The 12,894-nt window shown below is 50.8% G+C and carries 10 protein-coding genes and 16 tRNA genes; 8 read left to right on the top strand and 18 right to left on the bottom strand.

What is annotated here, in order from left to right; genetic code table 11:
• Positions 1-81: 81 nt before the first annotated feature.
• The 8 genes from NYE74_RS09120 to NYE74_RS09085 all read left to right on the top strand — a co-directional run bounded on the left by NYE74_RS09120 (position 82) and on the right by NYE74_RS09085 (position 9,682).
• Entirely contained in the window at positions 82-1,467 is a 1,386-nt protein-coding gene (locus NYE74_RS09120; RefSeq protein WP_213510571.1) for an alkaline phosphatase family protein, read from the top strand.
• A complete protein-coding gene (locus tag NYE74_RS09115; RefSeq protein ID WP_051985260.1) occupies positions 1,433-2,362 on the top strand; it encodes a carbohydrate ABC transporter permease in 930 nt (309 codons plus the stop codon). The genes NYE74_RS09120 and NYE74_RS09115 overlap by 35 nt, the downstream gene beginning before the upstream one ends.
• A 33-nt stretch (positions 2,363-2,395) precedes the next feature.
• Entirely contained in the window at positions 2,396-3,223 is an 828-nt protein-coding gene (locus tag NYE74_RS09110) for a carbohydrate ABC transporter permease (RefSeq protein ID WP_036619759.1), read from the top strand.
• A gap of 35 nt (positions 3,224-3,258) precedes the next feature.
• On the top strand, positions 3,259-4,560 hold the full coding sequence (locus NYE74_RS09105) for an ABC transporter substrate-binding protein (RefSeq protein WP_213510570.1): 1,302 nt from the start codon (positions 3,259-3,261) through the stop codon (positions 4,558-4,560).
• Positions 4,561-4,578: 18 nt separating this feature from the next.
• Positions 4,579-5,415, top strand: coding sequence for an HAD-IIA family hydrolase (locus NYE74_RS09100; protein ID WP_036619758.1), 837 nt, complete (start codon positions 4,579-4,581; stop codon positions 5,413-5,415).
• Between the two features lie 225 nt (positions 5,416-5,640).
• Positions 5,641-7,746 carry a GxGYxYP domain-containing protein gene (locus tag NYE74_RS09095; protein ID WP_051985259.1) on the top strand — a complete coding sequence of 702 codons (2,106 nt, stop codon included), beginning with the start codon at positions 5,641-5,643 and terminating at the stop codon, positions 7,744-7,746.
• Positions 7,747-7,910: 164 nt separating this feature from the next.
• Entirely contained in the window at positions 7,911-8,771 is an 861-nt protein-coding gene (locus NYE74_RS09090) for an AraC family ligand binding domain-containing protein (protein WP_051985258.1), read from the top strand.
• Positions 8,772-8,785: 14 nt separating this feature from the next.
• Positions 8,786-9,682 carry a DMT family transporter gene (locus NYE74_RS09085; RefSeq protein WP_371861020.1) on the top strand — a complete coding sequence of 299 codons (897 nt, stop codon included), beginning with the start codon at positions 8,786-8,788 and terminating at the stop codon, positions 9,680-9,682.
• A 94-nt stretch (positions 9,683-9,776) separates the two neighbouring features.
• On the opposite strand, the gene NYE74_RS09080 is transcribed toward NYE74_RS09085, so the two are convergent.
• The 18 genes from NYE74_RS09080 to NYE74_RS08995 form a co-directional block, all read right to left on the bottom strand.
• Positions 9,777-10,097 (bottom strand): hypothetical protein, encoded by a 321-nt coding sequence (locus NYE74_RS09080; protein WP_051985257.1) that lies wholly within the window; start codon positions 10,095-10,097, stop codon positions 9,777-9,779.
• A 355-nt stretch (positions 10,098-10,452) separates the two neighbouring features.
• Positions 10,453-10,779 carry an ArsR/SmtB family transcription factor gene (locus NYE74_RS09075; protein ID WP_082207673.1) on the bottom strand — a complete coding sequence of 109 codons (327 nt, stop codon included), beginning with the start codon at positions 10,777-10,779 and terminating at the stop codon, positions 10,453-10,455.
• A 283-nt stretch (positions 10,780-11,062) separates the two neighbouring features.
• Positions 11,063-11,142: transfer RNA gene (locus tag NYE74_RS09070), tRNA-Leu, on the bottom strand.
• A gap of 21 nt (positions 11,143-11,163) precedes the next feature.
• A tRNA-Leu gene (locus tag NYE74_RS09065) sits at positions 11,164-11,249 on the bottom strand.
• A gap of 11 nt (positions 11,250-11,260) precedes the next feature.
• Positions 11,261-11,334, bottom strand: a tRNA-Cys gene (locus tag NYE74_RS09060).
• An 11-nt stretch (positions 11,335-11,345) separates the two neighbouring features.
• Positions 11,346-11,420, bottom strand: a tRNA-Gly gene (locus NYE74_RS09055).
• Positions 11,421-11,427: 7 nt separating this feature from the next.
• Positions 11,428-11,502: transfer RNA gene (locus NYE74_RS09050), tRNA-Gln, on the bottom strand.
• 14 nt (positions 11,503-11,516) lie between these two features.
• A tRNA-His gene (locus NYE74_RS09045) sits at positions 11,517-11,592 on the bottom strand.
• 22 nt (positions 11,593-11,614) lie between these two features.
• Positions 11,615-11,688, bottom strand: a tRNA-Trp gene (locus NYE74_RS09040).
• A 12-nt stretch (positions 11,689-11,700) separates the two neighbouring features.
• Positions 11,701-11,786 (bottom strand) — tRNA-Tyr (locus NYE74_RS09035).
• Positions 11,787-11,789: 3 nt separating this feature from the next.
• Positions 11,790-11,865: transfer RNA gene (locus tag NYE74_RS09030), tRNA-Thr, on the bottom strand.
• Between the two features lie 20 nt (positions 11,866-11,885).
• A tRNA-Phe gene (locus NYE74_RS09025) sits at positions 11,886-11,961 on the bottom strand.
• Positions 11,962-11,978: 17 nt separating this feature from the next.
• Positions 11,979-12,055 (bottom strand) — tRNA-Asp (locus NYE74_RS09020).
• Positions 12,056-12,128: 73 nt separating this feature from the next.
• Positions 12,129-12,202 (bottom strand) — tRNA-Met (locus NYE74_RS09015).
• 15 nt (positions 12,203-12,217) lie between these two features.
• A tRNA-Val gene (locus NYE74_RS09010) sits at positions 12,218-12,293 on the bottom strand.
• Positions 12,294-12,408: 115 nt separating this feature from the next.
• A tRNA-Glu gene (locus tag NYE74_RS09005) sits at positions 12,409-12,480 on the bottom strand.
• 74 nt (positions 12,481-12,554) lie between these two features.
• A tRNA-Ser gene (locus NYE74_RS09000) sits at positions 12,555-12,646 on the bottom strand.
• A gap of 72 nt (positions 12,647-12,718) precedes the next feature.
• A tRNA-Asn gene (locus NYE74_RS08995) sits at positions 12,719-12,791 on the bottom strand.
• Between the last annotated feature and the right edge of the window lie 103 nt (positions 12,792-12,894).

The raw sequence follows: 12,894 nt of genomic DNA, 5'->3' as shown, positions 1-12,894 counted from the left end.
AGGGTTTTGTACCCTTTGTTTATTGTTGGGTGCTTTCTCTTTTCTTATATATAACAACATGCATAAGGAGGAATGAATCTGATGGCGCGATTATCCAATTGCAATGAACGTTTTGTACTTGTTATTAGCATTGACGGCATGGCTAATTCCTATTTGCATGATCCGTATGTCCGCATGCCTACTTTACGTCGGATTATTCGTGAAGGCGTATCAGCGGCCGGCATGGAGAGTGTATTTCCGACGGCGACTTGGGCGATTCATGCCAGCATGGTTACCGGGACATATCCTCGAAAGCAAGGCGTGCTCGGAAACTGGGTGATAGACCGCCCGAATCGCCGGGTGGGCGAGCATTTCGCCGACCGCACCTGGAACAAAACGGAGGTACTGCGCAGAGAAACCTGGTATGACGCTGCAAAGCGAATGGGCTGGACTACCGCATCCATCTGTTGGCCGGTTACACGCGGAGCAGAAACGATCGATTTCAATATCCCTGAATTTTTCGAGCAGGAATTGTTCGAGACCTGCTGTACGGCCTCGCTTTGGAAGGAGTTGAAAGCAGCCGGATTGCCGGTGGAGTGTTATGGTGACTGGAGCAAGGATCATGCCCGCGGACCCATGCAGGACTGGCTGACGACTGAAATCGCCAAATACTTGATCGATCGCCACAGCCCAAACTTGATCCAGATGCACTATTTACTGCCGGACAGCATGCAACACGATTACGGCGTTCGTTCCAAAGAAGCTTACTGGTCGCTTGAATATGTAGATGAGCGAATCGGCGAGGTGTTGAAGGCATTAGATGAGAAGGGAATCTTGCACCAAACCGACGTTTTCATCGTATCCGACCATGGATTCGTCAACACTGCCAAGACGTTCTATCCGAACAGGCTGTTCAAACAGAAGGGCTGGCTGAATACCGGGGCGAAGGATAGCCAGGTGATCGCTGTATCCAATGGAGGATCGGGATATGTATATGTGCTGGAGAACGAACCTGCCCGAAAAACCCAACTCATTGACGAGGTTCGCCGCGTTCTTGCAGAAAGCGAGGGAGTTGGCCGGCTGTTTGAACGGGAAGATTTCCCTTCCCTCGGTCTTCCGGCTGAAGGCGAGTTGGATGATCACAGCCCGGACTTTGCCTTCGAGGCCGAGCTGGACTGCTTTGTCCATTTCGACTACAACGGAGACTCCGACCACCGTGGAGATGGAATTGTCGAATACACAACCAAATTTAAAGGGATGCACGGCTATCTGCCGCAGCATGAACAATTGAAAGCCGTGTTTACGGCTGCGGGCCCCTCGATCCGTTCCGGTTTGACTTTGCCGGAAATTCGTATCGTGGACATCGCCCCAACCATTGCCCGGCTTCTCCGTACAGAGCTTGCGGATACGGATGGTTGCGCGTTGGATGATATTTGGAAGGAGGAATTAAAGCTTGGAATCATCGGTGCCGTTTGCCAACAAGCCTAGCAAGGCTTCGGTTCGCGTACGCAGCAAGCTGCTTCAGTCATGGGTGCCTTTCGCTTTTTTGCTGCCGGCGCTTGGCCTCTATGTCGTATTTTTCATCTACCCGTTTATCTTCGCCTTTATTTTGAGCTTTCAAAAGTGGAACCTGATTAGCCCTAACAAGGAATTCGTCGGACTTGACAACTATAGGCGCCTCTTGCACGATGAGGTATTCTGGATTTCACTCAAAAACTCAGCCCTCTATGTATTGTTAACGGTACCTTTTGCCATGGGGATTGGACTTGCGCTTGCATTGGCCGTGGAAAGCTTGTGGAGAGGCAAGCGGCTGTATCGGATGATCTTCTTCCTGCCGGTTGTCTCCTCTATTAGCATCATCAGTATCGTATGGAGCTTGATGTACAATGAGCAAGTCGGCGCCATCAACGTGCTGCTCAGGATGTTCGGCATTCAGGGCCCCAATTGGATGAACGATCCGGCGACGGCGCTTTGGTCTCTTGCGATTGTCGGAATCTGGAAGGGATTCGGCTACAATATGGTGCTCTATATTTCCGGACTCAAGTCCGTAGACCGCACTCTTTACGAAGCGGCTTCCATGGACGGTGCGGGGCGCTGGAAACAGTTCCGCCATGTAACTCTGCCTATGCTGTCGCCGGTTACCTTCTTCATTCTTGTCATGAGCATCATTTCGTCATTCCAAGTCTTCACGACGATCCAAATTATGACACGCGGCGGTCCTAACAATGCAACCAATGTGTTGGTATATCAGATTTATCAAGAAGCCTTCCAATTTTTCAACATCGGGGTGGCCTCGGCTTCTTCCACCATTCTACTTCTGCTTGTCGGTACTCTTACGGTCATTCAGCTTCGCTTGTCGCGAAAAACGGTCCACTACCAGTAAAACGTTTGTTTTTAAATAAAGGAGGATTGTGGAATGAACCATACCTTGCGTTTGGTGGAAGAAGGGTTTAAGCATCTTTTTCTGATTGTCGTTGCACTAATCAGCTTAATTCCGATTATTTGGATGCTGGCCACTTCGTTTAAGGCGCCGGAGGAGGTGTTCAGCGGCCATTTATTCTGGGCGAACCAGTTTAATGTGAACGGCTATCTGCGTGTGCTGCGGGAAATCCCTATCGGACTTTGGGCGTGGAACAGCGCGGTTACCGCCAGCTTGCAGACGCTGGGACAGCTTATCGTAGGCGTAGCGGCCGCTTTTGCCTTCGCCCGATATCGCTTCCCCGGCCGGGATGCCCTGTTTTTCTTCGTGCTTATTACGATGATGATTCCGCATCAGGTTACGATGGTGCCGACTTACATGATCGTCAACGAGTTGGAATGGCTAAACAGCTTTGCAGGCGTGATCGTGCCGCATCTTGCCAGCGGCTATGCCATTTTCCTGCTCCGTCAATCGTTCATGACAGTTCCGTATGAGCTGGGGGAGGCCGCTGTTATTGACGGATGCACTCCGCTTGGAATGATGTGGCACGTGTATTTGCGCCTGTCGGTGACCGTGATCAGTGCACTGGCGGTTATTCTTTTCGTAGGCAACTGGAATGAATACAATTGGCCCTTGCTTGTGCTCACCGACAAAATGATGCAGACACTCCCGATTGCTTTCGTGCAGTTTCGAGAAGAAGAAGCTCTCGAATGGGTGCCGACAATGGCTGTTGCAACCTTGTCCATGCTGCCGATCCTGTTTCTGTATCTTGCAGCGCAGAAAAATTTTATCCAAGGCTTTATGAATAGCGGGTTGAAAGGCTAGTCTCATTTTTTCCAAATCCAGGGAGGAAAATAAAAATGACAACATTGAAAAAGCAATGGATTATTTGTTTGTTCGCAGTGATCATGCTATTGTCCGCCTGCGGCGAAGCGGGAACGGGACAACCCTTAAGCGGTGAACAAGACGATTCCGAAGCGTCCAACGAGGTTGTGGAAATCGAATTTTTGCATATGCATGCCGGCGACATCATCGACAAGATGGTAGAAGAATATCACAAAAGTCAGAATAAGGTTAGGGTCAAACCGGTATTTGTACAGGGTAATTACGAAGGCATCATTGAAAAAATTCAGACGCAAGCAGCGGCCAAGCAGCTTCCCGACGTATTCACGAACGGATTCGTGTATACCCGTTTCGCTTTGGACACACTGCCGGTCGTTCCCGCTTCCTCCTTTGTCGAGAAGGACAAAACCGATTTGTCCGACTTTTTTCCAACGATGCTGAATTTGGGCAAGGGCGATGATGGCAAGCAGTACGCCATGCCTTTTGCCGTGAGCACGCCGATTCTGTTTTACAATGCCGATCATTTCAAAGAGGCCGGACTCGATCCCGAGAATCCGCCAAAAACGTGGCAGGATGTTCGCGATGCCGCGAAGAAGCTGACGGTAAACGGACGATACGGTGTCTACTTCGATTATAATATTACCGGCAACTGGATCTATCAAGCGATGACAGAAACAGCCGGCGGCCAAATGATGTCCAAAGATTTGAAAACCGTCGGGTTCGACTCTGACGCCGGCCGCAAGGCGCTGGAGTATTGGGTTGATTTGGTGAATACGGATAAATCTATGCCGGTCTTGGATACCCAGCAAGCGAATCAAAGCTTTCAATCCGGCAACATTTCCATGTATGTGTCCACGACGGCATATCTCGCAAGCTTTCGCGAGCAATCGCAATTTGACATCCGCACGGCGACCTTCCCTTCACTGGACGGCAAACGCGTTGTTCCTGCGGGTGGAAATAACCTTGTCATCTTGGCGCAAGATCCGAAAAAGCAGGAAGCGGCCTGGGATTTTGTGAAATTCGCGACTTCCCCCAAAGCGACTTCGATGATCGCACAGGGCTTCGGCTACATGGTAACGCGCAATAGCGCACTGGAAGATCAGCAGCTGATGGGCCATTTCCTGCAAGAAAACCCGGCAGCCAAAGTGACCTATGAGCAAATCGAAGATATGGTGCCTTGGTATAATTTCCCGGGATCATCGGGCTCGAAAGTGTACAAAATTGTCCAGGATAACATTCAGGCCGCGCTGCTGCAGCAAAAATCAGTAGACCAGGCCGTCAAAGACGCAGCGACTCAGTCAAATGCTTTGCTGAACTAGAAGCGGAGGAGATTGGTTTTGGAGCAGGGCTTTCTTTTTCACACCAAAGTATGCTTTTTCGATCTGGATGGCTGCGTTTACCATGGCGATCGGCTATCTCAAGGGATTGTCCCGCTGCTCCATCAGCTGCGGCAGAGGGGCATCTCCTATGCGTTCTTGACAAACAATTCCCGTTTGAACGGATTAGAAATTAAGGAGCGACTGGCGGTCATGGGGATGGATGTCCTCCCTGACTCTATCTTCACAGTAACGGATATCGCCGGAACGTACATCAAAGAAAAGTATGGAAATGTCTCTGTGAAAACCATTGGAAGCGCGAGTCTGGCACGCAGTGTTGAACAAGCAGGGCATCGAACGGTGTCCTGGAACGATGCGGGGGCCGATGTTGTGGTCATTGGCCGGGATACCGAGTTCCACTATGGGAAGCTTCAACAAATCGCAGCGGATATTATGCAAGGAGCGTGTCTGATCGCCACGAACGGGGATCTTTACCATCCCGGAGTATCGGGGGAACGAATTCCCGAGACCGGCTCGCTGTTGGCCGCTATTGAGGCTGTAACCGGCGTCACGGTGGAGTGCATCGGTAAACCGGAGCCATATATGTTTCATTACGGAATGAAGCAATGCGGTGTCTCTCCCGAGAACTGCGTTATGGTCGGCGATAATTTGGATACCGATATATTGGGCAGCATCCGGGCAGGTTTGAAATCCGTATGGATAACAAATTGCAGTGTAGATAATCCTTACACCCCCTCTAGTGAACGGATAACGGGAATCCATCCCGATATCGTCGTAAACAGCATGGAGGAGCTTTACCGGATTGTCGCCGCCGAAACGTTAACGGTTAAAGAGTAAGCCGAGCTAACGAAAAGAACATCGGGGAACGTCGCATGAGGTGCCAGTTAAGCCCTGGATCGTCTGTGAACGTTCCCCTTTTATTTGCTTGACAAATAATATTAGACATATTTAATATATTGTTCAGGTGTTATCGTTTGATTTGCGAACAAGCCGAAGAAGGAGGGAAGGAGCGGCCGGCCGCCAACGATGGCTCCACATTATGAGGATCCGAGGTGAACGAGCTTGATTCGAAAGCTGTCGATGACTTGTATCGTATTGTTATGCACGTTGTCCTTAACCCTAGGCACCACCTCAACGAACGCACAATCCTCAGCGCAGCCGCAAAAAAACACCATCAGCTGGCCCAAATCGCAAGCGCTTCCAACCTTTGCGAAGGCAAAGCGGCTCGATGTCGCTGACGTGTACCAGATCCCCGGCGACATCCGGTTGCTGCTGGCCACTTTGCAAGGGGTCGTTAACCGCACGGAACCGAGGATTTACCTGCTGGAGAACCAGGAAGAAGGCAAGCTGACCTGGCTGAACGATCTTCAGGTCCCCTATACCCTGCACGACGATTACTGGAAGCTTGTTCGGAAATACAAAAACGAAATAACAGGCATGATCATCTACGACCCTAAACTGCCCGACTCGATTAACGTTGCCACAACCTTGGCCGGGATGAAGGACGCCGTCGTCGCCAGCCCCGAGCTAGCGGAGCTGCTTAAGGCGGCCCCTTATAACTTGAAGGTGGCCGACGATCTTCGCGGCAAATTCAAGGACCGTATGGATGCCTATACATGGCAATACGAAAATTTATGGAGCAAAACGACGCACCGCATGCTGATCGGGCTCAGCCCAAACACCTCGATCAGCATCCCGCCGGGGCTGCCCGAATCGTTTGAAGTGATCGCGGAGGAGGCCGAGCAGATCCGCGACGCCAGCAACAAAGGAACGTATGATTTGGATTTATCGGGATTTTTGGGGGATGAATCGGTTTATCTGCGTTTCGATGACGCCTTTCCCCAGGACGGCTGGGGTTCTGCCGTTCACGAGGTTGTCGTTAAAGCGGACGGAGAGATGATCGCGCAGTTCATTCCGGGCACGCCGGAGGAAGAGCCGTTCCTGTTCGACCGGCAGGACTCGCAGGTTTCCGCCGGAGACGGCGGGCACCGTTTTGCCGATAACGGGCGTTATTTCGTCTACCGCTTTACTCCCCCGGAGGGCACGCGCGAGCTGACCGCCTCCGTTGTCATGTGGAACCAATACAAGGTATCCGCCGGGAACGTTGATCCGCCGTCCTCCGAGCAGAAGGAGCCTTACGGCTACCTGCGCGACTATGCCGTTGCCAATAAGGCGATGGTGTTCTGGCTCGAAGTGAACGATCCGCAGCAGAGAGCGCTGTTTGAGCGAATTCTGTCCGAGGTCGAGCCGGGCACGCCTTACCTTGGCTGGTTCAGCAACGACGTTGCCGGCGAATTCAGCTCGGTGGAAGTGACGTCGAATTATGGGGTTTACGTGCTGGCCGCCGACTGGTTCAGCAATCTGACCGTTTTTTCCGGCACCAAAGTCCAACCGGTCAAAGCGAAAGCTCCCCGGGCGCCCAAGCTGGAGAACAAAATCTACGTCACCTATACGTTCAGCGAGGGCGACAACTTCCAGTACAACCAGCACAAGATGCGGAATCTGTGGGACGATCCGGCCCGCGGCGAGGTGCCGATCAACTGGACTTCGAGCCCGCTGCTGTATGATGCGGCGCCGGCGATGCTGAACTATTACCGGAAAACAGCGACGGAGAACGACCTGATTATCGCCGGGCCTTCCGGCGCAGGCTACTTTTATCCGGAAGCCTGGCCGGAATCGACCTTCGCCGATTATTTGAAGCGGTCCTACAAGTATCTGCAAAAAACCGGCATGGGCCTGCCTTACGTGCTGAACCGGATTGACGGCGAAAACGTCCCTTTAGGCGAATCCTACGCCCGCGCCTACGAGCGCTATTACAAAGCGCCCGGCCTGTTCCTGAGCTGGGAAGATCGCCACGGCGTCGAGATCTTAAACGATTCGCTGCCGGTGTCGACGATCCAGGGCATCAGCACGGTCCAGGACGGCCTGCGCAGCCTGGAGGAGGCCAAGGCCGGCTGGGACGGCGAATCCCCGCTGTTCGTCTCCCTGGGCCTGCTCGCCTGGAGCATGACGCCGTCGGACGTCGTCCGGATGAGCGAAGCGCTGGGGCCGGAATATGAAGCCGTCCGCGGCGATCATTACTTCTCGCTGATCCGCGAAGCGTATGATCTGCCCGCCAAGCCACGGGTGTTGGAAAGCGAAAGCTTGCAAATGGAAGCAAGCGAATAACATAAACCAACATGGAGATAGCAAGGCCCTTTCTCTTCCTGCTCGTATGGGATGAAGAAAGGGCTTTTCTTAGCGGGGCTGTTGCAGCAATATCATACAAGAATCGTTTCAATTCATGTATTATAATGACAACATCATTCGTAAAGAGAGAAGGTGCAACGTAGTTGACACGCAATGTGCGCGAAATCAGGACGGTTGTTTTCGATCCTGATTTAAACGTGGAAGCTTACCGCTTTGTGGGAATAATGCAGAAATTTCCTAACCATTTTCACGATTATTACGTTATCGGCTTTATAGAACAGGGCAAACGTCTGCTCTCGTGCAATCGGAAGGAGTATATCATCAATAGCGGGGATGTCGTTATTTTTAACCTTCGCGAACCCCACGCCTGCGAACAGGTCGACGGAAGATCGCTGGACTACCGTTGCATTAATATTGATCCGGAAGTCATGCGCCAGTACGTGCAGGAAATTACGGGAACGGCCTACTTGCCCCGCTTTTCCCAAACGGTTCTTTATCGCAGCGAACTTGCCGGATACCTGCACGATTTGCACCAACTGTTAATGGAAGGGGAGACGGGTTTTCATAAAGAAGAAATGCTCCTGCTTCTGATCGAGCAACTGCTTCGGGATAACTCGGACGCCACGCCCCGTTTGTCCGCCAATGAACCGAGTGCCGAAATCAGAACGGTATGCGAATATATGGAGTCTCACTTCCCTGAAAACATCACGCTAAATCGGCTCAGTGAACTGACCGGACTAAGCAAATACCATTTGCTGCGATCTTTTACCAAACAAAAAGGGATTTCCCCATACAGCTACCTGGAGACGATTCGCATCAACCAGGCAAAACGGCTGTTGGAGCGGGGAGTATCTCCGATGGAAGCTGCCTTGAAATGCGGTTTTAGCGACCAGAGCCATTTCACTAAATTCTTTAAACGGCTGATCGGTTTGACGCCCAAGCAGTATATGCGTATCTTCGACAACGAAACCGCACCGCAGCAGGCAAAGGATGTTCCGGTATGAGGAGTCAGCGTAAGATGACGTTCGGACATCTCCTGTCGGCAGCAACGATCATCATTTGGGGGACCACCTTTGTCTCCACTAAAATCTTGCTGACCGACTTTCTTCCCATAGAGATTCTTTTTTTCCGCTTTACCCTTGGATTCGTCTTTCTCCTCCTGCTCTACCCGTATCCCGTCAAAAGCAAGTCTTGGAGCGAGGAACTGCTGTTCGTTGCGGCTGGACTTTGCGGCGTAACATTATATTTCCTTCTGGAAAACGTCGCATTGACCTATACGCTGGCCGCCAATGTCGGCGTCATCGTATCGATCGTACCTTTTTTTACGGCGGTATTGGCTCACTTTTTGTTAAAAGACGAACCCTTAACCGGGCCATTTATAGCGGGTTTCGGCATTGCCCTGACGGGGATCGCATTCATCATGTTCAACGGCCGTTTCCTGCTGCAGGTACATCCGATCGGCGACCTTTTGGCTCTGCTCGCTTCGGCGGTCTGGGCGGTGTATTCCGTCATCATGCGGAAAATCAGCGAATTGAAGCACCCCACAATCGGCGCCACGCGTAAAGTTTTTTTCTACGGCCTGCTATTTATGCTGCCCTTGCTGAGACCGTTCGAATTCAAGTTTGGGATGCAGCGTTTTCTGGATCTGTCGATACTTGCCAACTTTCTATTCTTGGGTCTGGGGGCATCCGCTTTGTGCTTCGTCACCTGGAACTTGGCGGTCGGCATTCTTGGGGCGGTGAAAACGAGCGTATACATTTATATCGTTCCCGTGATCACCGTGGCAGCTTCAGCGCTTTTTTTACACGAAGAAATCACCTGGGCCACGATCATCGGAACTTTGCTGGCCTTGGTTGGCTCCTATATTTCGGAGCGGAAACCGGCGCCCAAACTGAATGAATGCAATCGGACTTAATCAGGCATGCCACAAATAATACAGGCTTATCTTTTAGCGATAAGCCTGTGAAGTTTCAATCGAACTTGATATTATTTTTGATAATGCAATCCGATTACAGCGCTTCCAGTTCCCGGGCGAGCGTTTCCTCGTCTGTGACCAGGATTTGCTCCGAGTTTCTCCATACTAAATCCACATCGGAATGAGAGATGACCACTTTGGGAATTTCGTTCATCCGCCGCGCTATCGCCCGTTCCAGATCATTGGACGAATTTTCCGCCTGCTGCCAATACTCGGCCAGTGAGGCGTAACTATTTTTCCCCACCATGATTGTGTCTACCGTATTGTAATACTCCAAATAATCCTCTAAAATCTCTTCGCTCAGCATCATCCACAGGTGTTCATCCGATACCACGCTATCCAGCGACAGCTGCATAGTTAAAATGATCTTCCCGATCTCTTGCGATCAACTCCCCAACTTAAAGTAATATCTGCGGAATACTATATCATCTCTCTCGTTCGAGCGTTTCTCACAAATTGCTGACTTGGGGCGTTCATTGGTGCGGAACGATGAGCCGCAGTAACATGCCGACCTGTGGAATGCGGTAACCTCCGGCTTGCTGGATATTTAAAACCATCAATCCGTTTAAGAACCGACAAATAGCAGGAAATCAGCTCATCAAGCTCGTCCGCCGCAACTTACAGTAATTTTCAGTGTTTGTCAACTTCTAATCTTAAAGGAAAACTGGCCGCAAAGGGAACGACCCCTAATGCCGCCAGTTCTACTCTTACTAATGTTTATTATTGGGATTCATCAAATCTTGAAGGTAAGCATCCAAGCGATCGAACCTCTCGTTCCATATATGACGATAGGAATCCAGCCATTCGTCCATTTCCTGAAAAGGCTCCGGCCGCAGCTGATAAATCCGGCGATTCGCGTCTGCCTGCATATCCACGATTCCTGCATCAAGAAGCACGCGGAGATGCTTGGATACTTGAGGCTGCCGCAGCTGAAGGCGATCGGTTATTCCCCCGACAGTAAGGGGGCCTTCACGCAGTAATTCAACAATGTGTAAACGGTTAGATTCGGCAAGTGCGCTTAATACCGCTGTGTCCATATGATTCTATTTCCCATACAGCACGTTTCTTTTCTTAAAATAAAAGGTGGTCATTTCTCTAGTTATCACCGACTCGGGCTTCTTTCAAGACCCGAAATCGCACTGTATGGCTACCTCCTAACTCCAATATTTTATTGCATCAGTCGCTTAAAATATACATAAAACAGAATATTCCTGTCAAGGAATGGACGCTCATTGGAGGCTTTAGCTTTATGCTGTGAATGTCTCGATATGCAAAAAGTCCTCAGGATGAATCTCCAGAGGACTTCCAATACGTTATTGATGCCGGTGAGAGGACTCGAACCTCCACGGTTTCCCTCACGATTTTGAGTCGCGCGCGTCTGCCAATTCCGCCACACCGGCAAATATAAAATATATACAAAGTGCGGAAGACCAGACTTGAACTGGTACGGTAGTCACCTACCGCAGGATTTTAAGTCCTGTGCGTCTGCCGATTCCGCCACTCCCGCAAATAAAAATATGGAGGCGCCACCCAGATTCGAACTGGGGATAAAGCTTTTGCAGAGCTGTGCCTTACCACTTGGCTATGGCGCCAAAGATAAAAATGGAGCGGACGACGGGAATCGAACCCGCGACCCTCGCCTTGGCAAGGCGATGCTCTACCGCTGAGCCACGTCCGCTTATAAATGGCTGGGGATATAGGATTCGAACCTATGCATGACGGAGTCAAAGTCCGTTGCCTTACCGCTTGGCTAATCCCCAATAAAGTTGAAATATGGGGCGATCGATGGGGATCGAACCCACGAATGCCGGAGCCACAATCCGGTGCGTTAACCACTTCGCCACGACCGCCATATTATTCAAGTTTCAAAACTGGCAGGGGCAGCAGGAATTGAACCCACACTAACGGTTTTGGAGACCGCTGTTCTACCTTTAAACTATGCCCCTATTAGATAAAACTGGTGGAGGCTGATGGATTCGAACCACCGAACTCGTCAGAGAACAGATTTACAGTCTGCTGCGTTTGGCCACTTCGCTAAGCCTCCACGTGGTGCCGGCGAGAGGACTTGAACCCCCAACCTACTGATTACAAGTCAGTTGCTCTACCAATTGAGCTACACCGGCTTTTAATTTTTGTTTTTTAATGGTGGCTCGGGACGGAATCGAACCGCCGACACGAGGATTTTCAGTCCTCTGCTCTACCGACTGAGCTACCGAGCCTTGCAATTAGTTATAAATGGCGGAGCCGACGGGATTCGAACCCGCGGTCTCCTGCGTGACAGGCAGGCATGTTAGGCCTCTACACCACGGCTCCACACTGATAAATTGCCAACTCCACAAACCGATTCGAGCAAGCCTAAGCTCCTCATTACTAATTATGGAGTTAATTGCGGGGGCAGGATTTGAACCTGCGGCCTTCGGGTTATGAGCCCGACGAGCTACCGGGCTGCTCCACCCCGCGTCGTTATATACAATATGGTGGAGGCTGAGGGGATCGAACCCCCGACCCTCTGCTTGTAAGGCAGATGCTCTCCCAGCTGAGCTAAGCCTCCATGGAAAAGACAAATCTTATTGTACCAGATAACATAGCAACAAATCAAGTACTTCTGTAAATAAACCTCTTCCCAAGGGGTTCTTAACCCCATTTGAAACATATTAAGAAAGCAATGACCCGTAGGGGATTCGAACCCCTGTTACCTCCGTGAAAGGGAGGTGTCTTAACCCCTTGACCAACGGGCCGTATGATTTATGCCGGGCCCCCGAAAAGTAATCGGAAACTCCATCATAGCCATAACTTCACTTTTTGGGTGTTATGGCGGAGAGAGAGGGATTCGAACCCTCGAGACGCTTGTGACGCCTACACGATTTCCAATCGTGCTCCTTCGGCCAACTCGGACACCTCTCCACGTGTTTTTGGGCCCCCAGAAAGTAATCGGTATAAGTTTAGAAGCAAACCCACACTTTCTGGGGACTATGACTCCCCGAACAGGACTCGAACCTGTGACAACTCGATTAACAGTCGAGTGCTCTACCGACTGAGCTATCAGGGAACATTAATTAAGTTTTCAAGGCGTTAATCCTTGAAAACTGGATACGAAACTTGATTTGCGTGTTAGCCCCTATTCAGTTCCCGGGGTCCCCGAAAAGTAATCG

The organism is Paenibacillus sp. FSL P4-0127 (assembly GCF_038007325.1).
In the GTDB taxonomy this organism is placed as follows: Bacteria; Bacillota; Bacilli; order Paenibacillales; family Paenibacillaceae; genus Fontibacillus; species Fontibacillus macerans.
The sequence above is the reverse complement of the archived record's forward strand: the minus strand, read 5'-3'. Positions and strand labels throughout refer to the sequence as shown.